Annotated in this window: 27 protein-coding genes; 8 read left to right on the top strand and 19 right to left on the bottom strand. The window is 70.9% G+C overall.

Going from position 1 to position 25,105, the window contains the following annotated elements; translation table 11 throughout:
• The first annotated feature begins 69 nt into the window (after positions 1 to 69).
• The 3 genes from ABEA24_RS43005 to ABEA24_RS42995 all read left to right on the top strand — a co-directional run bounded on the left by ABEA24_RS43005 (position 70) and on the right by ABEA24_RS42995 (position 3,078).
• Positions 70 to 1,341, top strand: a complete 1,272-nt coding sequence (locus ABEA24_RS43005; protein ID WP_345439579.1) for an HD-GYP domain-containing protein — start codon at positions 70 to 72, stop codon at positions 1,339 to 1,341.
• 95 nt (positions 1,342 to 1,436) lie between these two features.
• Positions 1,437 to 2,768 (top strand): acetyl-CoA carboxylase biotin carboxylase subunit, encoded by a 1,332-nt coding sequence (locus ABEA24_RS43000; protein WP_345439577.1) that lies wholly within the window; start codon positions 1,437 to 1,439, stop codon positions 2,766 to 2,768.
• Positions 2,769 to 2,865: 97 nt separating this feature from the next.
• A complete protein-coding gene (locus ABEA24_RS42995; RefSeq protein WP_345439575.1) occupies positions 2,866 to 3,078 on the top strand; it encodes a biotin/lipoyl-binding carrier protein in 213 nt (70 codons plus the stop codon).
• 179 nt (positions 3,079 to 3,257) lie between these two features.
• Here ABEA24_RS42995 and ABEA24_RS42990 read toward each other — a convergent pair whose 3' ends face one another.
• The 6 genes from ABEA24_RS42990 to ABEA24_RS42965 form a co-directional block, all read right to left on the bottom strand.
• The gene (locus ABEA24_RS42990) at positions 3,258 to 3,809 is read right to left on the bottom strand and encodes a GNAT family N-acetyltransferase (protein ID WP_345439573.1); all 552 of its coding nucleotides are present in this window, start codon (positions 3,807 to 3,809) and stop codon (positions 3,258 to 3,260) included.
• Between the two features lie 82 nt (positions 3,810 to 3,891).
• Positions 3,892 to 5,511, bottom strand: coding sequence for a monocarboxylate uptake permease MctP (mctP, locus tag ABEA24_RS42985; RefSeq protein ID WP_345439571.1), 1,620 nt, complete (start codon positions 5,509 to 5,511; stop codon positions 3,892 to 3,894).
• A 7-nt stretch (positions 5,512 to 5,518) separates the two neighbouring features.
• Complete coding sequence (locus ABEA24_RS42980) at positions 5,519 to 5,782, bottom strand: DUF3311 domain-containing protein (protein ID WP_345439569.1); 264 nt, start codon at positions 5,780 to 5,782, stop codon at positions 5,519 to 5,521.
• 115 nt (positions 5,783 to 5,897) lie between these two features.
• Positions 5,898 to 6,587 carry a hypothetical protein gene (locus tag ABEA24_RS42975; RefSeq protein ID WP_345439567.1) on the bottom strand — a complete coding sequence of 230 codons (690 nt, stop codon included), beginning with the start codon at positions 6,585 to 6,587 and terminating at the stop codon, positions 5,898 to 5,900.
• Positions 6,584 to 7,954, bottom strand: coding sequence for a sensor histidine kinase (locus tag ABEA24_RS42970; protein ID WP_345439565.1), 1,371 nt, complete (start codon positions 7,952 to 7,954; stop codon positions 6,584 to 6,586). The genes ABEA24_RS42975 and ABEA24_RS42970 overlap by 4 nt, the downstream gene beginning before the upstream one ends.
• A complete protein-coding gene (locus ABEA24_RS42965; RefSeq protein WP_345439563.1) occupies positions 7,951 to 8,625 on the bottom strand; it encodes a response regulator in 675 nt (224 codons plus the stop codon). Before ABEA24_RS42965 ends, ABEA24_RS42970 begins: the two co-directional genes overlap by 4 nt.
• A gap of 237 nt (positions 8,626 to 8,862) precedes the next feature.
• On the opposite strand from ABEA24_RS42965, the gene ABEA24_RS42960 reads away from it, so the two are divergent.
• On the top strand, positions 8,863 to 10,827 hold the full coding sequence (locus ABEA24_RS42960; RefSeq protein WP_345439561.1) for a transglycosylase domain-containing protein: 1,965 nt from the start codon (positions 8,863 to 8,865) through the stop codon (positions 10,825 to 10,827).
• 92 nt (positions 10,828 to 10,919) lie between these two features.
• Here the strand turns inward: ABEA24_RS42960 and ABEA24_RS42955 are convergent, their stop codons facing one another.
• From ABEA24_RS42955 to ABEA24_RS42930, 6 genes are all read right to left on the bottom strand, one after another.
• Complete coding sequence (locus tag ABEA24_RS42955; protein ID WP_345439559.1) at positions 10,920 to 11,186, bottom strand: hypothetical protein; 267 nt, start codon at positions 11,184 to 11,186, stop codon at positions 10,920 to 10,922.
• A gap of 421 nt (positions 11,187 to 11,607) precedes the next feature.
• Complete coding sequence (locus ABEA24_RS42950) at positions 11,608 to 12,396, bottom strand: hypothetical protein (protein WP_345439557.1); 789 nt, start codon at positions 12,394 to 12,396, stop codon at positions 11,608 to 11,610.
• A gap of 111 nt (positions 12,397 to 12,507) precedes the next feature.
• On the bottom strand, positions 12,508 to 13,245 hold the full coding sequence (bioD, locus tag ABEA24_RS42945; RefSeq protein WP_345439555.1) for a dethiobiotin synthase: 738 nt from the start codon (positions 13,243 to 13,245) through the stop codon (positions 12,508 to 12,510).
• Positions 13,246 to 13,362: 117 nt separating this feature from the next.
• The gene (locus ABEA24_RS42940; protein ID WP_345439553.1) at positions 13,363 to 14,025 is read right to left on the bottom strand and encodes a Uma2 family endonuclease; all 663 of its coding nucleotides are present in this window, start codon (positions 14,023 to 14,025) and stop codon (positions 13,363 to 13,365) included.
• Between the two features lie 88 nt (positions 14,026 to 14,113).
• Positions 14,114 to 14,866 carry a GntR family transcriptional regulator gene (locus ABEA24_RS42935; protein WP_345439551.1) on the bottom strand — a complete coding sequence of 251 codons (753 nt, stop codon included), beginning with the start codon at positions 14,864 to 14,866 and terminating at the stop codon, positions 14,114 to 14,116.
• A gap of 15 nt (positions 14,867 to 14,881) precedes the next feature.
• Positions 14,882 to 16,048, bottom strand: coding sequence for an 8-amino-7-oxononanoate synthase (locus ABEA24_RS42930; protein WP_345439549.1), 1,167 nt, complete (start codon positions 16,046 to 16,048; stop codon positions 14,882 to 14,884).
• A gap of 38 nt (positions 16,049 to 16,086) precedes the next feature.
• Between ABEA24_RS42930 and ABEA24_RS42925 the strand changes: the two genes are divergently transcribed.
• A complete protein-coding gene (locus ABEA24_RS42925; RefSeq protein WP_345439547.1) occupies positions 16,087 to 17,589 on the top strand; it encodes a histidine kinase N-terminal domain-containing protein in 1,503 nt (500 codons plus the stop codon).
• 135 nt (positions 17,590 to 17,724) lie between these two features.
• Here ABEA24_RS42925 and ABEA24_RS42920 read toward each other — a convergent pair whose 3' ends face one another.
• Positions 17,725 to 17,979 (bottom strand): WhiB family transcriptional regulator, encoded by a 255-nt coding sequence (locus ABEA24_RS42920; RefSeq protein ID WP_345439545.1) that lies wholly within the window; start codon positions 17,977 to 17,979, stop codon positions 17,725 to 17,727.
• Between the two features lie 257 nt (positions 17,980 to 18,236).
• Positions 18,237 to 19,163 carry a diacylglycerol/lipid kinase family protein gene (locus ABEA24_RS42915; RefSeq protein WP_345439543.1) on the bottom strand — a complete coding sequence of 309 codons (927 nt, stop codon included), beginning with the start codon at positions 19,161 to 19,163 and terminating at the stop codon, positions 18,237 to 18,239.
• Between the two features lie 84 nt (positions 19,164 to 19,247).
• Between ABEA24_RS42915 and ABEA24_RS42910 the strand changes: the two genes are divergently transcribed.
• Positions 19,248 to 19,625: a hypothetical protein gene (locus ABEA24_RS42910; protein WP_345439541.1), complete on the top strand. Its 378-nt coding sequence runs from the start codon at positions 19,248 to 19,250 to the stop codon at positions 19,623 to 19,625.
• Between the two features lie 64 nt (positions 19,626 to 19,689).
• Here ABEA24_RS42910 and ABEA24_RS42905 read toward each other — a convergent pair whose 3' ends face one another.
• Complete coding sequence (locus ABEA24_RS42905; RefSeq protein ID WP_345439539.1) at positions 19,690 to 20,487, bottom strand: RNA polymerase sigma factor SigF; 798 nt, start codon at positions 20,485 to 20,487, stop codon at positions 19,690 to 19,692.
• Between the two features lie 67 nt (positions 20,488 to 20,554).
• Positions 20,555 to 20,974: an ATP-binding protein gene (locus ABEA24_RS42900; RefSeq protein WP_345439537.1), complete on the bottom strand. Its 420-nt coding sequence runs from the start codon at positions 20,972 to 20,974 to the stop codon at positions 20,555 to 20,557.
• A gap of 333 nt (positions 20,975 to 21,307) precedes the next feature.
• Here ABEA24_RS42900 and ABEA24_RS42895 point away from each other — a divergent pair, with 333 nt between their 5' ends.
• Entirely contained in the window at positions 21,308 to 22,411 is a 1,104-nt protein-coding gene (locus tag ABEA24_RS42895; protein WP_345439535.1) for a cobalamin-independent methionine synthase II family protein, read from the top strand.
• 124 nt (positions 22,412 to 22,535) lie between these two features.
• Here the strand turns inward: ABEA24_RS42895 and sodN are convergent, their stop codons facing one another.
• Positions 22,536 to 22,937, bottom strand: a complete 402-nt coding sequence (gene sodN / locus ABEA24_RS42890; RefSeq protein WP_345439533.1) for a superoxide dismutase, Ni — start codon at positions 22,935 to 22,937, stop codon at positions 22,536 to 22,538.
• Positions 22,938 to 23,024: 87 nt separating this feature from the next.
• On the opposite strand from sodN, the gene sodX reads away from it, so the two are divergent.
• The gene (sodX, locus tag ABEA24_RS42885; RefSeq protein WP_345439531.1) at positions 23,025 to 23,372 is read left to right on the top strand and encodes a nickel-type superoxide dismutase maturation protease; all 348 of its coding nucleotides are present in this window, start codon (positions 23,025 to 23,027) and stop codon (positions 23,370 to 23,372) included.
• Position 23,373: 1 nt separating this feature from the next.
• On the opposite strand, the gene ABEA24_RS42880 is transcribed toward sodX, so the two are convergent.
• Together ABEA24_RS42880 and ABEA24_RS42875 are read right to left on the bottom strand one after the other, a co-directional pair.
• Complete coding sequence (locus tag ABEA24_RS42880; protein WP_345439529.1) at positions 23,374 to 24,156, bottom strand: amino acid ABC transporter ATP-binding protein; 783 nt, start codon at positions 24,154 to 24,156, stop codon at positions 23,374 to 23,376.
• A complete protein-coding gene (locus ABEA24_RS42875) occupies positions 24,153 to 25,100 on the bottom strand; it encodes an amino acid ABC transporter permease (RefSeq protein ID WP_345439527.1) in 948 nt (315 codons plus the stop codon). Before ABEA24_RS42875 ends, ABEA24_RS42880 begins: the two co-directional genes overlap by 4 nt.
• Positions 25,101 to 25,105: the final 5 nt, after the last annotated feature.

The raw sequence follows: 25,105 nt of genomic DNA, 5'->3' as shown, positions 1-25,105 counted from the left end.
CTGAGCGGGAGGCCCGCATGACCGGAAGGCGCCCATGACCGCGAGCGACCCGACGCAGCGAGCGGAGAAATGAGCGCCGCACCGGCGCCCGCGCGGCGGCGCACCATCGGCCAGTCACTCGACTCCGCCCAGCTCCTGCTGATCGCGGTGGCGGGGCTGCTCGTCATCGGCTCGGTCACCCAGGTCGCCGCGGTCGGGGTCGTCGACTCCCGTACGGCGGTGCTGTTCGGCGCGCTGATCGCGGTGGGCGAGCTGCTCCGCATGGTCGTCCCCGGCAACCGGGAGGTCGCGCCGATCGCCAGCGCGGGGGCCCTCGGCTACGCGCTCCTGCTGAAGGTCGGGGCCGACTCGGCCGCCCACTCCGCCTTCCAGGTCGTGACCGTCACCGCCTGCGGCACGCTCGCCGGAGCGCTGCCGCACATCGCGGTCGGCCGGGTACCCAAGCTCGACGCGCTGGCCCGGCGGATCCTCACGCCCTCCATCGTGGCCTTCATCTTCCGGCCGATCATGCACTCGCCGCTGCGCGACCACTGGCCCGCGCTCATCACCGTGATGGTCCTGACGGTGATCCTGTCCTGTGTCATCGACGTCACCACCGCGGCGGTCATCCGGGCGGAGGCCGTACGCGCGCGGTTCGGCATCGCGCTCGGCGACGAGATCCGGGCCAAGGGGCCGCTGTGCGCCGCCTCCGGGGCGACGGGCATGCTCCTCGCGGTCAGCACCTTCGTGATGGGCCCGGCCGCGCTGCTCGTCTTCACCGCCCCGATCCTCGTCACCCAGGTCGCCTTCCGGAAATTCGCCGGCATCCGGGCGACCTACCTGCAGACCGTCCGCGCCCTCTCCCAGGTCACCGAGGTCGGCGGATACGTCGAGGCCGGCCACTCGCGCCGCGTCAGCCGGCTCGCCGTCGCGATGGGCCGGGAGCTGGGCATGACCGAGGAGGAGCTCCTCGAGCTCGAGTACGCCGCGCTCATGCACGACATCGGGCAGCTGTCGCTGCGCGACCCCATCCCCGGCGGCGCGACCGTCCTCGCCTCGCCCCAGGAACAGCGGCGCATCGCCGAACTCGGCGCCGGCGTGATCACCAAGACCGGCGTCCTCGACGAGGTCGCCGAGATCGTCCGCCGCCAGTCCGACCCGTACCGCGTGAGCGACGGATCGCCGCCACCGCTCGCGAGCCGTGTCATCAAGGTCGCGAACGCCTACGATGACCTCGTCGGTGACTCTCCTGATCGCGACCGGTCGGCGGCCGTGCTGGAGCGGCTGCGGCTCGACTCGGCGGCGGAGTACGACCCCACGGTGATCGAGGCGCTCGGTCACGTTGTCGACCGCATGCGGTGACAAGTCGGCCCCACGGGTTTTTGTCACCGCGCACGGCGGTACACCGCGCAACGCGTGGTTATTCTCGCTGGGCCGAGTGCAAATGAGGAGGATTGGTGTTCGAGTCCGTATTGGTGGCGAACCGTGGTGAGATAGCCCGGCGGGTGATCCGTACCGTGCGCGCCCTCGGGATCAAGGCCATCGCGGTCCACTCGGAGGCCGACGCCGATCTGCCGTACGTCGACGAGGCGGACGAGGCGATCCTCATCGGCCCGGCCCAGCCGGCGCAGAGCTACCTCGACGTCGACGCGGTGATGGAGGCGGCCAAGCGCACCAACGCGCAGGCCATCCACCCCGGGTACGGCTTCCTGGCCGAGAACGCCGGTTTCGCCGAGCGGGTCATCGCCGAGGGACTGGTCTGGATCGGCCCGCCGCCCGAGGCGATCGCCGCGATGGGCGACAAGATCAACGCGCGGAACCTCATGGAGAAGGCGGGCGTGCCCGTCGCCGCCGGCACCCGCGAGCCCGTCCCCGACGCCGACGCGGCGGCGGCCGCGGGCATCGGCTATCCCGTCATGGTCAAGGCGGCCGGCGGGGGCGGCGGCATCGGCATGAGCGTCGCCCGCGACGAGGCGGAGCTGCGCAAGGCGTACGAGACGGCCCGCACCCGCGCCGAGCGGTTCTTCGGCAACCCGGACATCCTGCTGGAGCGCTACATCGAACGCGCCCGCCACGTCGAGGTGCAGATCCTCGGCCTGGCCGACGGCACGGTCGTCGCCCTGGGCGAGCGCGACTGCTCCGTCCAGCGCCGCCACCAGAAGGTCGTCGAAGAGACTCCGTCGCCCGGCGTCGGCCCTGAGCTGCGCGCCCGCATGCTCGCCGCCGCCGTACGCGCCGGCGAGGCCGTCGGCTACCGCGGCGCCGGCACGGTCGAGTGCCTGGTCGACCCGGTCGCACAGGACTTCGTGTTCCTGGAGATGAACACCCGTCTCCAGGTCGAGCACCCGATCACCGAGCTCGTCACCGGCCTGGACCTCGTCGAGCAGCAGCTGCTGATCGCGGCCGGCGAGCCGGTGTCCTTCACCACCGTCGAGCCCCGCGGGCACGCCATCGAGTTCCGGGTCTACGCCGAGGATCCCAAGCGCTTCCTGCCCAGCCCCGGGCAGATCACCGTCTGGGAGGAGCCGTCCGGCGACGTCGTCCGCGTCGACTCCGGCTACCGCGCGGGCAACAAGGTCACGCCGTTCTACGACCCGCTGCTGGCGAAGCTGTGCGTGTACGGCCCGGACCGGGCCCAGGCCCTCGTCTCCGCCCGCCGCGCGGTCGAGGAGTTCCGCGTCGAGGGCCTGAAGACCAACCTGCCGTTCTTCACCGAGCTGCTGGACGACCCGGACTTCGTCTCCGGCGAGTACGACACCGGCCTCGTGGACCGGATGCGGGCCCGGTGATGGACGTACGGCACGCTGTGAGGATGCGTGACGGGAACCTTCGTACTGATCGAAACATGCGTCCGGCTCACGTCGGCGTCTGAGGAGAGGAGCCGCAGTGGCTGAGGTCCGCGCGGAAATGGTGGCGAACGTGTGGAAGGTGCTCGTCAGCGAGGGCGACCAGGTCGAGGACGGCGACACCCTCGTCATCCTGGAGTCGATGAAGATGGAGATCCCGGTGCTCGCCGAGGACTCCGGCACGGTCACGAGCCTCAAGGTCGCCGAGGGCGACGTCATCCAGGAAGGCGACCTCATCGCCGTCATCGAGTAGTCGGGGCGACGCTCGCCGTACGGCTTACTGCCGAGACCTTTCGTTGCTCCGGCCACGAAGACTCTCGGCGATCACGGCGGACTTACAGATCGTCTGTGTGTTTGTAGTGAATCCAGATCTTGAGAGCCGGGGGAAAGTCGGAGATCGGTGTTGCATCCGGCACGCCCGTCCTCGACGTGTCAGAGGGCGAGGGCGTAGGTCAGGAGGTCGACGCCCTTGGCGGGGCTCCAGTCGCGGTCCGGGGTGCGGACGAAGCCGAGGCGGCGGTAGATGCGGTGGGCCGCGTGCATGACCTGCTCGGTCGAGAGCCGGAGCGTGGTGCAGCCGTCCTCGCGGGCGCGGTCGATGCAGAGGCGGACCAGGGCCTCGCCGAGGCCGACTCCGCGGGCCATGGGGCTGACCGCGAGCATCCGGAACTCCGCCTCGCTCGGCCCGGCCAGCTGGGCCCAGGAGCTGCCGTACGGGCAGTAGGTCACGGTGCCGATGGGCTCGCCGTTCCGTACCGCGACGATGAGCTCCGCCTCGCGGGCTCGGGACGCGGCGTCGCGGAGGTGGGGGACGTAGCTGCCGTTCGGGCTGATGTACGCGGCGGCGACGTAGACGGCCGCGGTGAGCTCGCCGATCGCGCGCAGCTCCTCGGGTCGGGCGACATGGATCTCGATGTCGTCCGGTATCCCGCGGGAGGGCGGTCGCCCCGGCGTACCGATCGCCGGAGGCGTGTCCTGGCTCACGGAGGAAGCTTAGAACACCACAAAAGGGGCGAAGCTCGCGGTGGCCTCCCAACGTCATGCGGAGGAGACCACCGCGGGCCGGTCAGCCGGTGGTGAGCTCGGGCAGGTCCTGAACCTGCGGGTCCTTCGCGTCGGCGAGGAAGTCCGACGGGCTGGTCTCGTCGGCGCCGTCGGGGACCTTCAGCGCCTTCAGCAGGCCGGTCAGCACGACCACGACGAGCATGTTGATCACGAACGCGGTCAGCGCGATGTACCCGGTGTGGCCGATGAACGGGATGTTCGCGATCGACTGCCCGAAGTGCTTCTGCGTCGGCGAGGACTGGTTGTACGCGGTGACGGTGCCGTACACCATGGCCACGGCCCAGCCGGCGAGCAGCGCCCAGCGGTGGAACCACCGGGTGAACAGCCCGAGCGCCAGCGCCGGGAAGGTCTGCACGATCCAGATGCCGCCGAGCAGCTGCAGGTTGATGGCGAGGCTCTTGTCGAAGGCCAGGACGAAGATCAGCGCTCCGATCTTCACCAGCAGGGAGACGAACTGCGACACCCGCGTCTCCTCCGCCGGCGACGCCTCCGGCCGGAAGAACGCCTTGTAGACGTTGCGGGTGAACAGGTTCGAGGCGGCGATGGACATGATCGCCGCCGGGACGAGGGCGCCGACGCCGATCGCGGCGAAGGCGACGCCGGTGAACCAGCTGGGGAAGACGTGGTCGAAGAGCGTCGGCACGGCGAGCTGCGGGTTCTTGGCGGCCTTGACGGCGGCGGCGACGTCGGGCTTGGCCAGGGCCATGTAGCCGAGGAGGGCGAGCAGGCCGAGCAGCAGCGAGTAGGCGGGGAGCAGCGCGGCGTTGCGTTTGATCACGTTGCGGCGGCCGGCGGCGAGCGCTCCTGTCACCGTGTGCGGGTAGATGAACAGCGCCAGCGAGGATCCCAGCGCCAGCGTCCCGTACGCCCACTGGTTCAGGTCGCCGGTGATGATCGAGCCGGTCGGCTTGTGGGTGACCGGGTTGGTCTTGGTGAGAGCCGCCTGGGCGGTGTCGAAGATGTGCCCCCAGCCGCCGAGCTTCGTCGGGATGTAGAGGATCGCCACGATGATCACGATGTAGATCAGCGTGTCCTTGACGAAGGAGATGAGCGCGGGGGCGCGCAGGCCGGAGGTGTAGGTGTAGGCGGCCAGGAGGGCGAAGGCGATGAACAGCGGCAGGTCCCTGGCCAGGCCGGAGCCCTTCACGCCCATGACGGTGAGGACGGCCTGGATGCCGACGAGCTGCAGGGCGATGTAGGGCATCATCGCCAGGATGCCGGTGACCGCGACGGCCAGGCCGAGCGCCTTGGAACCGAAGCGGCCCCGGACGAAGTCGGCGGGGGTGACGTATCCGTGGACGTGCGACACCGACCACAGGCGAGGGCCGATGAGGAACACGATCGGATAGGCGATCGCCGCGTACGGCAGCGCCCAGAACCCCATGGCCCCGCCGGCGAAGACGGCGGCCGGCACCGCGATGAAGGTGTACGCGGTGTAGAGGTCGCCGCCGAGGAGGAACCAGGTGACGAAGGTGCCGAAGCTGCGCCCGCCGAGGCCCCACTCGTCCAGGTGCAGGATCGTCTGCCCGCGCCGCCAGCGCGCGGCGGCGAAGCCGACCACGGTGACCACGGCGATGAAGAAGACGAAGACGCCGAGTTCGACGCCGTTGACGTTGTCCATGGGAGCCTCACTCGCCCTTCTCGTCGGCCTGGTCGCGGGCCGGTGTCCGGCCGCCGCCGTTGCGGGTGAGCGCGTACGCGATGCCGATGAAGACCGCGGTGAGGATCACCCAGAGCAGCTGCCACCAGTAGAAGAAGGGGAAGCCGGCGAGCCTGGGCTTGATCTTCGCGTAGCTCGGGACGGCGAGGTAGATGACGAACGGCGCGATGAGGAGGACGGCGACCACGGCCCGTACGACGGGTCGTGTCGACTGCGCATCTTTGTGCGGCATGTGAGGCCCTTTCGAAACAAAGTTTCGCTGGTGGCCACTGTGAACGCGCGCGGTCACGTTCTGATCTCGGCATGACGCCTATTGATAACGAAACGGCAACGCCGGGAACCTCGCACTAACCCGATCGGCTCGGTTTCAGGAGGGGGCCCGGCTTTCTCGAGGGCACTTTCTCCTTGCCGGAGACGACGGGCGGCCGTGTCGCGGGGACGGATTCGCCCGGCATCGGTGTCGCACCCGGGAAGGCCCCCTCTGGCCCCGGCGACGTCTCGTTCGGGGAGGACGGCACGCCGTCCGCCCCCGGCCGCACGGCCGCCCCGGGGCACATGTCCATCCCGGCCCGGAGCTTCTGCTCCTGCTCGGCCTGCAGTTTCTGGTCCAGGGCCCCGGGCATCCTCACGATCGGAGCGCCGGGCAGGAGGAGCGCCGTGCAGTAGATCTGGGTGTACCCGGCCATCGACTGCTTCGAGAAGGCGTTCGCGTACTCGACGAACACGGCCCGCGATCCGACCACGCGGATGGTCACGTCGGGCGTCAGCTCCGTGTGCAGCCCGTGGGCGCTCTCCTGGTCGGTCGGGCCGGCGAGGAGCGCGTCGAACACCGCCTGGGTGTCCCAGGGGGCCACCGCCCGCGTCACGGGCCGTGGTCTGCCGTCGTCCAGCAGGAAGTACACTTGCGCGCGCGGCAGCGAGGTGGCGGTCGCGGTGGGGGCCTCCCCGGCGTTCACCACGCCGGTCGGGCGCACTCCGCAGCCGACCAGGGCGCACACCGCCGCCGCCGGCCCGATGGCGCGCAGGACCCGCCTCATACCGGGATCCGGACGATGAACACCGCGCCGCCGTCCGGCGCGTTCGCGGCCTCGATGGTGCCGCCGTGCAGGGCGGCGTTGGCCTGGGCGATCGACAGGCCGAGCCCGGTGCCCTTGCCCGCCGGCCGCGCCGGGTCCGCCTTGAAGAAACGGTCGAAGACGTACGGCAGCACGTCCTCGGGAATGCCGGGACCGTGGTCGATCACGCGTACTTCCAAGCCGGGTCGGCCCGTGATGCGGACGGGCGGCGCGCCGTGCCGCAGCGCGTTGGCCACGAGGTTGGCGATGATGACGTCGAACCGCCGGGGGTCGAGCCGGACGCGCAGGCCGGGCGGGATCTCGATGACGACCTGGTCGCTCCAGCCGCGCGTGGTGACGCACTCGCGGACGAGCTCGGCGAGCGGCACGTCGTCCAGGGTGAGGTCGGCGGTTCGGGCGTCCATCCGGCTGATCTCCAGGAGGTCCTCCACGAGGGCGCCCAGGCGGCGGGTCTGGTCGGCCACCAGCCGGGCCGCCGTGCCGGTGTCGGACGGGAGCCGGCCCGCGTCCTCCTCGAGCATGCCGGTGACCGCGGTCATCGCGGCGATCGGGGTGCGCAGCTCGTGCGAGACGTCGGCGGCGAACCTCCGTGCGGTCGCCTCGAGGCGGCGCAGCTCGCGCACGGTGTCCTCGAGGGAGGCCGCGCTCTCGTTGAAGATGCGCGCGACGTCGGCCAGTTCGTCGCGGCCGCGCACGCGGACGCGGGTGCCCAGGTGTCCCGCGCCGAGCGAACGGGCGGCCCGGGCCAGCCGGCGCAGGGGCCGCAGGACGCTGCGTCCGAGCAGCGCCGCGAGCACCACGGCCACGACGACCGTCAGCGCCCCCGCGCGCGTCAGCGCGCTCTGGATGCGGTGCAGGTCGGCGTTCTCCTTGGCCAGCGAGGCGAACACGACGACGGTCAGCGGCAGCGGCCTGCCGTCACGGCCCTGCACACGCGTGCCGGCGACCAGCCACGGCGTCCCGTGGAGGACGACGCGCTGGAAGTACAGCCCCTTGGTCACGTGGGTCGCCAGGCCGACGGGCACGTCGCGCAGGCTGAACTCGCCCGTGGCGACCGTCGTCGTCCCGTCGGTCACGACGATGTACCGGTCGGGCCGGACCAGCGCGGTGGCCACGTCCTGGAGGGTCTTCTCCGGCACCGGAGCGGTCAGGTCGCCGGGCACGTTGTGCGCGAGCGTCTCCCGCGTGTCGATGAGGACGGAGTCCTGAGCGCGCTGCAGGACGGCCCGGCGGACAAAGACGTAGCCGATGCCGGCCACGAGCGCGGTCGAGGCGAGACAGGCGGCGATGAACGCGACGAACAGGCGCCTGCGCAGTCCGCTGATCACGGTGCCGCGAACCGGTAGCCGAAGCCCCGTACCGTCTGGATCAGCGTCGGCGTGCCCGGGTCCGGTTCGATCTTGGCGCGCAGCCGCTGTACGCAGGCGTCCACCAGCCGCGAGTCTCCCGCGTAGCCGTGGTCCCACACCTCCCGCAGCAGGTGCCCGCGGGTCAGGGCCTGCCCGGGGTGACGGGTCAGCTCCAGAAGCAGCCGTAGTTCGGTCGGGGTGAGGTGGACGTCCACGCCGGCCCTCGTGACGCGCAGCGCCGCCCGGTCGATGATCAGGTCGCCGAACGTGGACCGGATCATCGGGCTGTTCTCCGCGCGGCGCAGGACCGCGCGGATCCGCGCGTCCAGCACGGCGGGCTCGACCGGCTTGACCACGTAGTCGTCGGCGCCCGCCTCCAGCCCGACCACCACGTCCAGGCTCTCCCCGCGCGCGGTCAGCAGGATGATCGGGATCTGGTCGGCCTTGCGGAGGCGACGGCATACCTCCACCCCGTCGATCCCGGGCAGCATGACGTCCAGCACCACGATCTCGGGGCGGCGCGCCCGGGCGTACTCCAGCGCCTCCTCACCCGTCGTCCGCGCGGTGACGGAGTGCCCCTGACGGCTCAGGGCCAGTTCCAGACCCGTTCGAACCGACGGATCATCCTCGACGAGCAAGATCGCGACCACGCGCCCATTATCGAGCGACCGGCCCGGCGGCGTGGTTCTGTCACGGAATCAAGACAATTTCCGGGAAGTGAGACGGCACCCCGACAGCTTGATGATCTTCCGTGACCAGGGTTGTCAGGCATGGTGGGAAGGCGAAGACGCGAACGGAACCGGTGGATCCGGTATGCGGTGCTGGGGCTGCGCAGCCTCATCCCGCGTAAGGGCCGCAGGTGGCGCCTGGTCCGGCGGAGCGGATACGTGTTCGGAGGTCTCCTCCTGATCCTCGGGGTCGCCATCGGAGTGATGTACACGCAGGTCAAGGTGCCGCCGGTCAGCGCCGCCGCGCGAGCGGAGGCCAGCATCCTCACCTACCGGGACGGCACCCCGCTCGCCCAGGTCGGGCGGCTCAACCGCGTCGCCGTGCCGCTGCGCGCGATGCCGGCGCACCTGCGCGGCGCCGTGCTCGCCGCCGAGCAGCGCGGCTTCTACCACGACCCGGTCGTCTCGCCCGTCGGCCTGGGCCGCGCGGCGTGGGCCGCGGTCTCCGGCGGAGCGCGCCAGGGCGGATCCGGCATCGCCCAGCAGTACGTCAAGGTCGCCTACCTGGACCCGCGCCAGACCCTCACCCGCAAGGTCAAGGAGCTGTTCATCGCGGTCAAGCTGAGCCGCTCTCGGTCCAAGGACTGGGTCCTCGAGCAGTACCTCAACACCGTCTACTTCGGGCGCGGGGCGTACGGGGTGCAGGCGGCCGCGCAGGCGTACTTCCGCAAGGACGTCGGCGCGCTCACGCCCGCCGAGAGCGCGCTGCTGGCCGGGATGGTCCAGGCGCCGTCGTACCTCGACCCGGCGCTCGGGCACACCGCCCAGACGCAGGCCCGCTGGCGGTACGTCATCGACGGCATGATGACCACGGGCGTGCTGCCGAAGGGACCGCGACCGGCGTTCCCGGAGGTCGCGCCCGCCCACACCGACCCGCTGTACGGCGGGCAGCGCGGCTACCTGATCGAACGGATCACCAGCGAGCTGCACGCCCGCGGTTTCAGTGACGACGAGATCTACCGGCGCGGCCTGCGGGTGACCACGACCCTCGACTCCGCGATGCAGGCCGAGGCGCCGCGCGCGGTGGCCGGTGCGCTCGGCCGGGACAAGGATCTGGAGGCCGGGCTCGTCTCGGTGCGGCCCGGCACCGGCGACATCCTCGCGGCGTACGGCGGGCGGGACTATCTCAAGCACCAGTACGACAACGCGTTCCTCGCCGACCTGCCGTCCGGGTCGTCGTTCTTCCCGTTCGTCCTGGCCACGGCGCTGGAGAACGGGATCGGGCTGCGCAGCACCGTGGACGCCTCGCCGATGAAGGGCGTCCTCAACGACGACGATGACAAGGCCGGCGCGACGGATCTCCTGCAGGCCGTCGGCCGCTCGTACAACACGGCGTTCGCGCGGCTCGGCGCCCGGACCGGAGCGTCCGCGGCGGGCAGCGTCGGCCTGCCGGCACGGTCCTCGCCGCCCAGGGTGCACGCCGTCGACGAGGCCGCGGCGTACGCTGCCCTGGTCGACGGCCGGTACGCCACGCCGCACATCATCTCCCGCGTCACGGACTCCTCGGGGAAGACGCTGCTGACCGTACGGCCCCGCGTCCGCCGCGCGATCTCGGCGGGCGCGGCCGCGGACGTCACCTTCGCCCTGCGGACCGCCGCAAAGTTCGAAGTCGCCGGGCGGCTCGCCAAGCCGGGGGGCGACCCGCGATCCGCCAAGCCGGCGGGCGGCCTGGCACCCGTACTGCTCGACCGGCCGATGGCCGGCAAGATCGGCACGACGGACCACAACGCCGCGGCCTGGTACTGCGGCTACACGCCGAGCATCGCCACCGCCGTCGTCACGTACCGGGCGAGCAACCGGCCGTTGATCAACCACGGTGACGCGCCCCTGCGCGAGACCACGAGCACGCCGAGCGCGATCTGGCAGGCGTTCATGACGACGGCCGTTCGCACCGACGCCGTCCAGGAGTTCCCGCCGCCCGCCTGGGTCGGGAAGACCCGCCGGTTCGCGACGCCCAGCCCGACCCCCACGCCGACCGTCTCGACGCCCGGCGCGCAACCGTCCACGGGGCTCCCGGCAGGGGTCCCGCCCACGCCGAAACGGCCGATCGTGCCGTCGGACCTGCGCAAGCAGAAACAGGCGGCCAAGAGGACCCGCTCACCCGCCGTCGTGGCGACGCCCTAAGGACCTGGTCGCCGCGGGTGCCGGCGGCTGATCGACCGTTCGTGGCCCCGTGGTCCTCCTGAGCGAAGGGACTCAGCGGATCCGGTGACCCCTTATCGCACTCTCTCGAAGAGGCCGTCGGTTCTGCGTTCCGTGGTCTCGACGAGGCCACGGAGGGTCACGGCGGCTCGGCCTCCCCTCGCGAAGACGATGCTCCTGTCCTCACGGAACCGCGGGAATGCCCTGTCCCCGTCCTGGCCCCGCTCGAATCGATCTGCGTCGGACCTGCCGGATCGCGGTACGGCGAAGGCGGGCGTGGCGGCGCCGATGGTGAAGATCGCCAGCGCGACGCCGACCACGGTCGCTGTCTTGAGAGCCATGTGTCCCCCTAGGACGTGAGATGTCGCAGGCCGATGGCCTGGCACTCGCATCGCCACACCCTCGTCAATTACCCGATGCCACCCGTGTCACACTAAGTGACTGACTCATCACGAACGCCATGGGCCTGGTCATACGAGAGGGCGTCGGCGACGGATCAACGGGGTCCCGGCGGCGGCGCGCCGGCCGGGATTGTGAACCCAGCGCTTATCACTGTGTTGCCGAGACAGTTGTTGATCATGGCCCTGACCTCACAGGATGCTTACCCCACCGCCGCACCGCAAGCGATCGAGCGACCGGGTGTGCGTGCGCGACGAGAGGAGGTGCGCGATGACCCGCAACGACATCGGCTGGCCGTAAGGCTCGAACGATCTGGCAGCGGCCGGCCCCCGGCTTCGGCGGGGGCCGGCCGCCTAGGAAGAACTAGGCGAGTGCGGAGCAGCCGGCCTCATCGGGAAGGAGCGGGCGGAACTGCACCCGGTAGGGCCGGCCGTGGTCCTCCCAGTCGCTCCACCGGCGGGTCGGCGAGGACAGCCGCACGGCCGCACGGGCGTCCGCGCCCGTCAGCAGGGTGCAGATCCTCGTGCCCACCGGGGTCCCCGAGCCGAGAGGCGCAGTGAACGGCCAGCTTCGCGCCCCGGCCGCGGACCCGGGGACCGCCAGCGCCGCGACCTTGGCCGGACGGTACGGGTGCGGCGCGGACGCCAGGTCGTCGCGCGGCCACGCGGCCGGATCGAGCCGGGCCAGGAACGCCGCCGCCTTGGCGTCGGTGACCGGCTGCACGACCCTCGTCGTACGCGGCCGTCCGCCGACCACGAACGTGATGACCTTGTACATCGCGTCCGCCATGTGCGGGCTCGCCACGGTGCGCGGCGTGGCCAGCCCGGCGTCGCCGGCCGCCGCCACGAGGCGGCGAAGCGCCTGCGGCGTCAGCCGGTACTCCGTCAGCGGGCCGGACCCGGCGATCGCCCGCCCGTCGCCGTACAGCGAGAAGTCCGGAAGGCTCCCCGGGCCGCCGAACCCGGCGAAGCCCCCGCTGGTGCTCGTCCGCAGGACCAGGCCCCGGCCCTGCGTGACCGGCGCCGACGAGGGCGCTGGAGTCGACGAGGGCGCCGGGGTCGACGAGGGATCGAGTTTGGCCTCCGAACGTCCGGAACAGCCGGCCGCCGCCAGGACGGCTCCGGCGCATGCCACCACGACCATGGCCTTCATAGGTGATCGCTCCTCAGTGCGTGGCGCGTCCCCGGAAGTCAGACGTGTTCCGAGGCCGCGCGGTTCCCTGACAGGTCGGGGGGAGCGGGTCGTACCGGAGGGTAGAGGGGTTCACGGGATGAGATCCCAGGTGCGGGCCCGGGCGGCGCAGTCCTCCCGGAAGGCCGCCGCGTCGAAGACGCCACCGAGATGCGGGGCGAGCCCGTCACGGGCGGCGAGCAGGAACTCCGGGCCGTCGAGCCGCCCCGACCGCTCGGGCAGCGCCCCGGACAGCGGACGGGCGGCGATCGTCTCCAGGTCCCGGACGTTGCACAGGTCGTCCAGGCCGGGCCGGTGCGGCCAGGCGCCGATGACGATCCCGGCCGGCTCCAGGCCGTGGTTCGCCATCGCCTCCAGGGTCAGCGCCGTGTGGTTCAGCGTGCCCAGCCCCGGCCGTACCGCGACCAGAACGGGCGCCCGCAGCGTGTGCGCGAGGTCGGCCAGCGTCGCCCCGTCGTCGTCGTACCGGACCAGCAGCCCGCCCGCCCCTTCGACGATGACCAGGTCGCGGTCCAGCGAGCGGATCCGCTCGGCCGCGGCGGCCAGGTCGGGAGGCGGCAGCTCGGCCCGCCGGGCGGCTGCGGCCGGGGACAGCGCGTCGGTATAGCGGGCGAACTCGTGCAGGTCGCCGACGCCCGCGAGCCGCCGGACCTCGTCGAGGTCCCCGGGCTGCCCGGGCCGCGCCCCGGTCTGCGCGGGCTTGACGACCGCGACCGACGCCCCCCGCGCCCGCGCCAGGGCGGCGACCGCCGCCGTGACGACCGTCTTGCCCACGCCGGTGTCCGTCCCGGTGACCACGAGCACACTCACTCTGGTGACTCTAACGAGTCACGGCGCCGAATCCCCGGCGACACTGCGGCCGGCGCCATCTCATCACCGCCGAGGATTGTCGGGCCTCTGACCCCGAAGACTCGCGACGGACACCCCCTAGCGCGGAACCTCGTCCCAGGGGTCCCACTTGTCCGTTGGGATCGCGAAGCCGAATGGATCCGGGAGGCGGATGGTCTCTCCGAACTCCCACGACTGGAGATGTCGGTACATGCCGCTACCCCGGTCAGGGTTGGAGAAGAACAGGGTCTGCGCGGCGCGCGGGTCGCGATCGACCAGAAGATAGTTGGGGATCCCGGTCTGGGCGTAGCCGCTCCATTTGGTGGCGCCGCCACGCCTCGGTCCTGGCTGACGGTCGCAGGCGGCGTTGGAGCGCGAGGTGACCTCGACGACGAGATCTACCTGGGTGGCAAGAAGGTGCCGGGCGTCAGCCTTTCGTGCCTCATCTTGCATATCAACGTCCAGGATGATGAGGTCCGGAATGTAGCCATCGCGGATATCCCTGAGATTCAGGTCGGTGACCTGCACGCAGCGCCAGCGGAAGGTCGGATCCGCGATCCTTGCCTCGACCAGGCTGTCGGCGATGTCCTGGACTATCCCGTTGTGGCCAACGGTCGGACCCGGTGACACGACGATCTCCCCTCCGATGACCTCGACCCTGGTGCCGTCGTCAGGGAGGTGGAGGACGTCGGCCAGTTCGCCGCGGACCCAGAGGTCGTACGGGGTGTCCGGGAGCGTGTAGTAATGGGCCACCGCGCTCACGTTGTGTGACTCCTCCCTCACGATCAGCTCCGGGTCATCGTAGGGAATCCGCTTACTGTCCGTACCGAGAACGGTACATTCAACGACGCTACGGCGTCTGGTCGCGGCGGCGGAGGCGGGTGATGAACTTGTAGCGGTCGCCGCGGTAGAAGGACTGGGCCCATTCGACGGGGTGGCCGTCGAGGTCGAAGGCGTGCCGGGACAGCAGGAGCAGCGGCAGGCCGACGTCGACGCCCAGGAGCTGGGCGTCGTCGGGGGTGGCCAGGACGGTCTCGATCGTCTCCTCGGCCTCGGCGAGGTGCACGTCGTACGCGGTGGCGAGCGTCTCGTACAGCGAGCCGTGGCGCGGGAGCTCCTTGCGGAGGCCGGGGAAGCGGCGCGCGGGCAGCAGCGACGTGTCGATCGACATGGGCTCGCCGTCGGCGAGGCGGAGCCGGTGGATGCGCAGGGCGCGGCCGCCGGGGCGGATGCCGAGCAGGCCGGCGACGCGCTCGTCGGCGGTGACGTAGTCGATGTCGAGGATGCGCGTCTCGGGGCTGAGGCCGTGGTGCCGCATGTCCTCGGTGTAGCTGACGAGCTGCAGTTCCTGGGCGACCTTGGGCTTGGCGACGAACGTGCCCTTGCCCTGGATGCGCTGCAGGCGTCCTTCGATCACCAGCTCGGCGAGGGCCTGCCGGACGGTCGTGCGGGAGGTGCCGTACTTCTCGGCGAGAGTGCGTTCGGGCGGCAGGGGGCTACCGGGGGTGAGGGCTTCGGTCAGCTCGATGAGGCGCTTCTTCAGCCGGTAGTACTTCGGGACCCGGGGTTCGATCCCTAGCTCAGGTGCCCGCTCAGCCGTCACGCGCTCTCCTAACGTTCATCGCCGCGTCGCTCCGGCGTTAGGAGCAGGGTACGGTCTGGAATCTTCCTTGACAGTAGCCAGGGCCTTGCAGGCTACTGTGAGATCGGCCTCGCCCAGGTCGGCGCGGGCGCTGAGGCGCAGGCAGGCGCGTCCCTCCGGCACCGACGGTGGCCGGAAGCAGCCGACTCGCACCCCTTGTTCGGCGCACAGCTCGGCGGCGCGGACGGCGTCGTGGGGATCTCCGATGATCACCGGGACGACGGCGGCGGCCGGGGACGTGGTCTCCAGGCCGAGTTCCCGCGCGATGCCGGTCAGCCGGCGGGCGCGCTCGCGGGCGCGTTCGGGCCGGTCCGGCTCTGCGTCGAGGACGTCGAGGGCGGCCAGGGCCGCGCCGGCGCACGCCGGCGCCAGCCCCGTGTCGAAGACGAACGACCGCGCGGTGTCCACGAGCGTCTCGATGACCTCGGGGGCGCCGAGGACCGCGCCGCCCTGCGTGCCGAGCGACTTGGACAGGGTGACGGTGAGGACGACGTCGGGCTGCCCGGCGAGACCGGCGGCGTACGCGGCGCCGCGCCCGCCCGGTCCGACGACGCCTAGCGCGTGGGCCTCGTCGATCACGAGGATCGCGCCGTGGCGCCGCACGACCTGGTGCAGCTCGCGGAGCGGCGCGAGGTCTCCGTCCACGGAGAACACCGCGTCGGTGACGACGATCGCGTCGCCCGTACCGGTCAGGGCCGCGTCGACGGCCGCGACGTCCGCATGGGGGGTCACGGTGACGGCCGCCCGGGAGAGGCGGCAGCCGTCGATGAGCGACGCGTGGTTGCCCTGGTCGGACACGATCAGCCGGGGACGCAGCGCGGTGAGGGCCCCCAGGTTGGCGAGGTAACCCGAGGAGAACACGAGCGCGGACGGCATGCCGGTGAACGCAGCGAGGCGGTGCTCCAGCTCGGTGTGCAGCTCCGTCGTCCCGGTGACCAGCCGGGACCCGGTCGAACCCGCGCCCCACGTCCGTACGGCCTCGACGGCCCCCTCGATCACCCGCGCGTCGCCGGACAGGCCCAGATAGTCGTTGGAGGCCAGGTCGAGGAGCCAGGGCCCCGGCGGGCGGGAGCGGAGCGTACGGTGCAGCCCGGCTGCCGTGCGTTCGCGCGCCGCGGCCGTCAGCCGCAGAAGAGGGTCCACCTGGAAATCATTCCAGCATCGCCTGCGATTATGCAGAGGTGCCCACGTTGACCGACCTCACCCGGCAGCACACCGATCTCGACGCGGCGGACCTCGAGTGGATCCACGCCCTGGTGTCGGACTGGCAGCTGCTCGCGGACCTGTCCTTCGCCGACCTGGTGCTCTGGGTCCCGTTGACCTCGCGCCGTCCCCGCGGGAACGGCGTGGTGGAGGGCTGGGTGGCGGTGGCCCAGATCCGGCCGACGACGGGCCCGACCGCCTACCCGGACGACCTCGTCGGCATGGTCGCCGACCCCGGGACGCGCGGCCTCATCGACGTGGCGTGGGCGGAGGAGCGGATCTGCCGGGAGGGCGACCCCGAGTGGGGGAGCGGCATCCCGGTCCGGGAGGAGGCCATCCCCGTACGCCGGGGCGGCCGGATCCTCGGCATCATCCAGCGCAGCACGAACCTCAGCTCGGCGCGTACGCCCAGCCACCTCGAACTGACGTATCTGCAGAGCGCCAGCGACCTGGCGAAGATGATCAACGACGGGCGTTTCCCGTTCCCGGGCGAGGAGCCCAACCTCGCGCGGTCACCGCGCGTGGGCGACGGCCTGATCCGGGTCGACCACGACGGGCGCGTGCTCTACGCCAGCCCCAATGCCCAGTCGGCGTACCGCAGGCTGGGGCTGGCCACCGACCTGGAGGGCACGCTCCTGCGGGACACCACGGCGCTGCTCGTCAGCGCCCCGGTGGACGACTCGCTGGCGGTGGTCGCCGGCGGGCGGGCCCCCCGCGAGACCGAGATCGAGGCGAACGGCGCGATCGTCCAGCTCCGCGCCATCCCGCTGATCGTCGACGGCGACCGTACGGGCGCGCTGGTGCTGCTGCGGGACGTCACCGAGCTGCGCTGGCGCGACCGGGCGCTGATGAGCAAGGACGCGACGATCCGGGAGATCCACCACCGCGTGAAGAACAACCTGCAGACCGTCGCGGCGCTGCTGCGGCTGCAGGCGCGGCGGCTGCGGGTGCCGGAGGGGCGGGAGGCGCTGGAGGAGGCGGTGCGCCGGGTCGGCTCGATCGCGATCGTCCACGAGACGCTGTCGCACACGCCCGACGAGCTGGTCGACTTCGACGACATCGCGGACCGGGTGATGGCCATGGCGGGGGAGGTATCCGCACCGGAGACCCGGGTGCGCCCGCGGCGGGTCGGCGGCTTCGGGGTGCTGCCCGCGGTGATCGCCACGCCGCTCGCCATGGTCCTGGCCGAGCTGCTGCAGAACGCCCTCGAACACGGGCTGGCCAACCGCGCCGGATCACTCGAGGTGGTGGTGACCAGGGGCGAGGAGCGGCTCAGCGTCCTCGTCGCCGACGACGGGAGCGGGCTGCCGGCCGACTTCGACGTCGAGTCGGCCTCAAGTCTGGGCCTGCAGATCGTCCGGACGCTGATCGTGGGAGAGCTGGGCGGGGTGATCGACCTGCGCCCGCGTTCGGGCGGGGGCACGGAGGTGGTCCTGGACATCCCGCTGGACCAGGGGCCGCGCACCGCGCCGCCGGGCTGACCGGCCGATCAGCCGTTCAGGGATCGGAAACGACCGACGCCCGGGGCCGTGGGCCACGGGCGTCGATGCCGCCTGCTGTCGTGGGCCGACCTGCGAACCACGATGCGGCGTCGTCGTATTCAGGTGTTGTCGTTCTCAGGCGTGGGCGCGAGCGCGGGCGCGGGCGTTCCGGCGCTTCAGGGCGCGTCGCTCGTCTTCGCTCATGGCACCCCAGACGCCGGCGTCCTGACCGGAGGCCAGAGCCCACCTCAGGCAGGCGTCGGTCACCGGGCAGTTGCGGCATACCTGCTTGGCCTCCTCGATCTGTACCAGCGCGGGGCCGGTGTTCCCGATCGGGAAGAACAGCTCGGGGTCCACGTCACGGCAGGCAGCGCGGTGGCGCCAGTCCATGCGGTCCACTCCTTCGTAGCGCGTGAAGTGTCGACTCCACTTGTGAACGGTTTCACGATGTCGCGAACAGTCCAAGGCCTGTTGGGTGAGGTCCGGGAAGTGTTCATGGCGGTCTCGACCAGGGGCGATACCCGATGCCGCGCGCCACTTAGAGATTCCCAGGGCGTCAGAGAGGGCGCAAGACCTTTGAGAAAACTTTCTCAAAGTATGGCTGTCGCGTGTGTCACATGACCGAAACATGAACGTCGCTTCGTGCCTCAGATCACGATGCGAACCGCCTTGGGGACCGAGCGGAAGGTCACCGCCTCGCGTTGACCGAGGTAGTCCCCGTCGACCTGGAAGGCGATCGGCCGATGCGACCGCAGCGTGAACTCCGGCAGGTCGTGCAGGCCCACGATGTGGCCCCCGCGCGGCTGCCGCTTGAACGGCGGCACGATCTGTGGCAGCACGCTCAGCGTGGACAGCAGGTCCAGCCGCCGCAGCCCGAACAGGTCGAGGCCGGTCGCGAACGCCGCCCGCGGGCTCGGGTCGACCGGCCACGGCCCGGCGTACGTCCATGGCGAGGTGTTCGACACGATGCTCAGGAAGATGTGCCCGAGCGGCGGCTTGCCGGGCACTTCGAGGGTGAGCGCCGGGCGCCGGCGGTCCGTCAGCACGAAGAACTGGCGCAGCGCCGTCCGGATGTACAGCGTCGAGTAGGCGCGGGACCCGGCCGACCGGAGCTGCTCGACGGCGTGGACGACCTCCGCGTCCAGCCCCAGGCCCGCGCAGAAGGTGAAGTAGCGGGTGCCGGCCATGCCGAGCCCCACGGTCCGGTGCCGGCCGGCGCGCAGCGCCTCCAGGACCTGGCCCGCGGCGTCGAGCGCGTTGTTGGGCAGGCCCAGCGAACGCGCGAAGACGTTCGCGCTGCCCGACGGGACGACCGCGAGGGCCGGCAGGTCCTCCGACGGCCCGTCGGCGAGCAGCCCGTTGACGGCCTCGTTCACGGTGCCGTCCCCGCCCAGCGCGATGATCACGTCATAGCCCTCGCCGACCGCCTGCTCGGCCAGCTCGGTCGCGTGCCCGCGCCGCTGGGTCTCGGCGAGCTCCAGCCGCACCTCGCCGGCGAACGCGCGCATCAGCACGTCCCGGGCCCGCCGTGACGTGGTGGTCGCCTTCGGATTGGCGATCAAGAGTGCGCGCACGACCAAAAGGGTAGTTCACCGCAGAACAGGGGAAGGCGCGGCCTGGGCATCACGGGCGGGCGCGCCCTACTAGTGTTCCTGGATGTGTCCACACGTCCCGCCACCCTGAGCGCCGCCGCAGCCGTCGAGGCCCTGGAAGGGGCCGCCGTGCTGGCCGTCGGCCTGTACGTCGGCATCGAGGCCGTCATCGGCCGTCCCCACGACCTCGCGAGCGCCGTCGCCCTCGCCTTCATGGCCGTCCTCGGCGGCGCCGGCATCATCGCGGTCGGCTGGGGACTGTGGCAGGTACGCCGCTGGGGGCGCGCCCCGGCGCTCCTCACCCAGATCTTCACCCTGATCATCGCCGTGTCGATGTTCCAGAGCCACCGGGCGGCCCTCGGGGTCGTCCTCGTGGTGGTGGCCGTCGCGGGCGCCGCCGCGCTGCTCAGTCCACCCACGACCCGCGCGCTCATCGACGAGTAACTCGGAAAACGAACACCCCCCGCCGAACCGGTCGGCGGGGGGGTGCTGAATTCTCGGGTGGCGTTCAGTCGTCGGCGGTGAGGCCGTCGCGGAGCTGGGCGAGCGTGCGGGCCAGGAGCCGGGACACGTGCATCTGGGAGATGCCGAGCTCGGCGGCGATCTGCGACTGCGTCATGTTGCCGAAGAACCGCAGCAGCAGGATGCGCTTCTCCCGGGCCGGGAGCTTCTCCAGCAGAGGCTTGAGCGACTCGCGGTATTCGACCCCCTCGAGGGCCTCGTCGACGATGCCCAGGGAGTCGGCGACCGCCGGGGCGTCCTCGTCGCCGGAGTCGGGGGCGTCGAGGGAGACGGTGGAGTAGGCGTTGGCCGACTCCAGGCCCTCGAGCACCTCCTCCTCGCTCATCTGCAGGTGCTCGGCCAGCTCGCTGACGGTCGGCGCGCGCCCCTCGCGCTGGGCGAGGTCGCTGATCGCCTTGGTCAGCGACAGCTTCAGCTCCTGGAGCCGGCGAGGCACGCGGACGGCCCAGCCCTTGTCGCGGAAGTGCCGCTTGATCTCACCGACGATCGTGGGCGTGGCGTACGTGGAGAACTCCACGCCGCGCTGCAGATCGAAACGGTCGATGGACTTGATCAGCCCGATGGTCGCGACCTGCACCAGGTCGTCCAGCCACTCGCCGCGGTTGCGGAACCGGCGGGCGAGGTACTCGACGAGCGGCAGGTGCAGCTCCACGAGTTCGTCGCGGATGCGCTGACGCTCCGGGTCGCCGTCGGGCAGGGTGGCGAGTCGCTCGAACAGCAGACGTGCTCGTGCTCGGTCGGGCACGCCGTGCTCGTTGCCGGCCACCGTGGTCTTCTCGGTCACGCGTCCACCTCGCTCAGCGGCCCGGAGCCGCGTGGGCGGTGGTCGAGAGCCGTTGGGGTCGCGGCGTTCACGACGTCTTCCCGCGCCGCTTGTTCATCACGATGGTCACCCGGTCGTCGACGCCGACCTCGGCGTCGACGTCACCGGCGAGCGAACTCAGGACCGTCCAGGCGAAGGTGTCGCGGCTCGGCTCCAGGCCGTCGACGGTCAGAACCGACACCGAGATGCTCATCGCGTCGTCGGAGAGCTCGAATTCGCACGTCAGATCCGTGCCCGGCACCGCCTGGGCCAGGAGCATCGCGCACGCCTCGTCGATCGCGATACGCAGATCCTCGATCTCGTCGAGGTTGAAGTCGAGGCGTGCCGCCAGCCCGGCCGTGGCCGTGCGCAGCACGGAAAGGTAGGCGCTGTCGGCCGGCAGCCGCACGGTCACGACGTCGCGCACGTCGGACACACTCGCCGGCATGGCCGCGGTTTCCTCGGTCACGTCACTCCCTCGTTGGGGCTACCCGCTGTTGTCGAAACTACCGCCTCAACGCACCTTGGCGCGCATCCGGCGCGCTCGGTCGTCGAAGTGATGATCGTAGAGGCCAGGCGACGTCTCGTCGCAAATCGGTGCCGTCGGGGCGGCCGGATCGCCGGAGACGCGCGTGGCAGGGCGGGTGCCCCGCCCGGCGGCCTTCCGCGGCGTCGTTCCCCGGCGGCATCCGGTAGGGCCGTGATCACCGTGGGAGAGGGCTTTCGGACAAGGTCAAGGAACCGTAGATTGTTCGCCCCACACCGGAAGATCATGTGTGACCCGGCAGAGAGGTGCGTACGGATGGACTTCTCCGGCAAGGCCCTGCACGTGGGCAGCCTGCTCCGCCCCCCGGCCCTCCTCCGGGCGCGTGAACGCCACGCGGCCGGTGAGATCGACGCGGAAGAGTTGCGGCAGGTCGAGGATCAGGCGGTCCTCGAGGCGCTCGCCGTGCAGCGGGACAGCGGCATCGGCGTCTACACGGACGGTGAGTACCGCAGGAACGACTTCATGAGCCACCTGACCGCGGCGACGGACGGCTTCGTCAGCCAGGCGCCCGTCCTGGACTGGAACGCCGACGGGGACGAGCGGACCACGGACGACGCCATCCTCAACCTGATCGGCGGGCGGCTGCGGCACCGGGACCGGTTCACCGACCGGGAGGCGGCGTTCCTGGCCGACCACGCGCCGGGCCCGTGGAAGCTGGCGGTCCCCGAGGTCACCAACTTCGTCGTCGCCAACTGGCAGCACGGGGTGAGCGACACCGTCTATCCGACCCGGGCCGACATCGTCGATGACCTCGCAGCGGTCGTACGGGCGGAGACGGAGGCGCTCGCGCGGGACGGCGTGCGGCACGTCCAGATCGACGCGCCGTGCTTCACGAGCTTCGTGAACGACCGGCTGACCGCCGTCTTCGAGGCGGAGGGGCTGGACCCGTCGGAGCTGCTGGACCGATGCGTCGAGGCCGACCGTGCGATCGTCGGCGGCCTGCGCGACGCGGGGGTCACCGTCGGGATGCACATCTGCCGGGGTAACTACCGGGGCCAGTGGTTCAACGAGGGGACCTATGACGGCATCGCCGAGGAGGTGTTCGGGCGGATCCCCGTGGACCACTGGCTGCTGGAGTACGACACCGAACGCGCCGGGAGCCTGGATCCGATCAAGCACGTTCCCGCCGGCACGACCGTGGTCCTGGGGCTGGTGACCACCAAGACGGGCGCGCTGGAGGACCCCGACGTTCTGGCGCGACGGGTGGACGAGGCGTCGCGTCTCGTGCCCCTGGAGGACCTGGCGATCAGCCCGCAGTGCGGCTTCGCGTCAGAAGTGCAGGGCAACCCGCTGACCTGGGACGACCAGCGGCGCAAACTCGACCTCGTGGTGACCGTCGCGCAGCGCGTCTGGGGCTAGGGCCGGTCTCGAAGCCCCGCGTCCGTAGCGAGGCTTCGAGACCGGCCCCAGAAACGCGAATGGCGGGCGGCCGACCCGAAGGTCGGCCGCCCGCCACCGAACTGAAGACGGGAACGGACCCGGATCAGGCGTTCTTGGTCTCCCAGAAGATCTTGGCGATCTCGTCGATCTTGGCCAGGAGCTCGTCCGCCTTGGCCTTGTCGAGGCTGCCCTTGGTGCCGCCGGCGCCCGCGAGCTTCGTGGCCTCGTTGAACAGCTGGTGCAGCTGCGGGTACTTCTCGAAGTGCGGCGGCTTGAAGTAGTCGGTCCAGAGCACCCACAGGTGGTGCTTGACCAGCTCAGAGCGCTGCTCCTTGATGATCAGAGCCCGGGCGCGGAAGATCGGGTCGTCGTTGGCCTCGTACTTCTCGACGATGGCCTTGATCGACTCGGCCTCGATCCGCGCCTGTGCCGGGTCGTAAACGCCACAGGGCAGGTCGCAGTGGGCCGACACTGTGGTCTTGGGGCGCAGAAGTCGTGCAAGCACCTGCGTGTCCCTTCCGTTGTTTCGGATCATGCTCCGATAGCAGACACTACCCCTGCTACCCTTCCCGCTCGCAGAGAGGTATGCCACGTGCAGACGGTCGAGGTGACGGGCGAGTCGATGCTGCCGGTGCTCCGGCCCGGCGACTGGCTGCTCGTACGGCGTGGCGCCCGCCTCGCCCCCGGTCACGTCGTGGTGGCACGTCACCCGCGCGAGGCCCGGCTGATCGTCAAGCGGGTGGCCTGGCGCGACCGGCACGGGTGGTGGCTGGAGAGCGACAACCAGCGGGCCCCCGGCCGGCAGGACAGCTGGGACTTCGGGGCCGTGCCCGACGACCTGATCCTCGGGCGTGTGATCGCGCGCTACTGGCCCCGGCCCTCCGTACGACTCCGCGCGCCCCGGCGGGGCCGGAGCGCGCGGATACGGGACGACGCCTGAGTCAGAGCACCTTGGACAGGAAGTCCTGCGTACGTCGGTGCTGCGGGTCGGTGAGCACCTCGCGGGGGTCGCCCTCCTCCACGACGACGCCCTCGTCCATGAAGACCAGCGAGTCGCCCACCTCGCGGGCGAAGCCCATCTCGTGGGTCACGACGACCATGGTCATGCCGTCCACCGCGAGCTGCCGCATGACGTCCAGGACGTCGCCGACCAGCTCCGGGTCGAGCGCGCTGGTCGGCTCGTCGAAGAGCATGAGCTTGGGCTCCATCGCGAGCGCCCGCGCGATGGCCACGCGCTGCTGCTGACCGCCGGACAGCTGGGAGGGATAGCTGTCCACCTTCTCGGACAGGCCCACCCGGTCGAGGAGCTGCAGCGCCCGCTCCCGTACGACCTGGCGGGACTCGCCCTTGACCCGGATCGGCGCCTCCATGATGTTCTGCACGGCCGTCATGTGCGGGAACAGGTTGAACCGCTGGAACACCATGCCGATGTCCCGCCGCTGCGCGGCCACATCCTTCTCGTGCATCTCGTGCAGCTTGTCGCCGCGCTGGCGGTAACCGACGAGATGGCCGTCGACCCAGAGCCGCCCGGAGTCGATCTTCTCCAGGTGGTTGATGCAGCGCAGGAACGTCGACTTGCCGGAGCCCGACGGTCCGATGACGCACATCACCTGACCGGACCGTACCTCCAGGTCGATGCCGCGCAGGATGTGGAGCCGGCCGAAGAACTTGTGGATGCCCTCGGCCTTGACCATCACGTCGCTCGCCGGTGCGTTCTCGGTCATGCGGACCCCTCCCGTACGGCCGGGGGCTTGACGTGGAAGGTCGTCAGGTTCCGCCGCAGGCGTTGCAGCGGGGTCGGGGGCAGCTCACGCGAGGAGCCGCGGCCGAAGTGACGCTCCAGGTAGTACTGCCCGACCGAGAGGATCGAGGTCACGATGATGTACCAGACACTGACCACGATCAGCAGCGGGATCGTCTTGTAGTTGGCGTTGTAGATGTCCTCGCCGGCCTTGAGCAGCTCGGTGAAGGCGACCGTGGAGGCGAGCGAGGTCGTCTTCAGCATCGAGATCGTCTCGTTGCCGGTGGGCGGGATGATCACCCGCATCGCCTGGGGGAGCACGATCCGCCGCATCATCTGGAGCCGCCGCATGCCCAGCGCCTGCGCCGCCTCGGCCTGGCCCTCGTCCACCGACAGGATGCCCGCCCGGACGATCTCGGACATGTACGCCGCCTCGTTCAGGCCGAGGCCCAGGATCGCCGCGACGAACGTGGTGACCAGGCTGTTGACGTCCCAGGTGATGAAGACCGGGCCGAACGGGATGCCGAGCGAGATGTCGCCCATCAGGGACTTGAAGTTGAACCAGAAGATGAGCTGGACCAGGACCGGCGTGCCGCGGAAGAACCAGATGTACAGCCAGGCCGCCGACGACAGCAGCGGGTTCGAGGACAGTCGCATCAGCGCCAGGACGATGCCGCCCACGATGCCGATCGCCATCGCGATGACCGTCAGTTCCAGGGTGGCGACGAGGCCCTTGAGGATGCCGCCCTCGAAGAAGAACTGCCGGAAGGTCGACCAGTCCAGGTTCTGGTTGGTGAACAACATGTGGACGAACATCGCGGTCAGCACCAGGATGACCGCGCCGCTCACCCACCTGCCGGGGTGCCGGACCGGCACGGCCTTGATGCTCTCAGGCCGTACCGGTTCGGGCGTGTCGATCTGACTCACGTTCG

The organism is Actinoallomurus vinaceus (assembly GCF_039542055.1).
GTDB classification, from domain to species: domain Bacteria; phylum Actinomycetota; class Actinomycetes; order Streptosporangiales; family Streptosporangiaceae; genus Actinoallomurus; species Actinoallomurus vinaceus.
The sequence above is the reverse complement of the archived record's forward strand: the minus strand, read 5'-3'. Positions and strand labels throughout refer to the sequence as shown.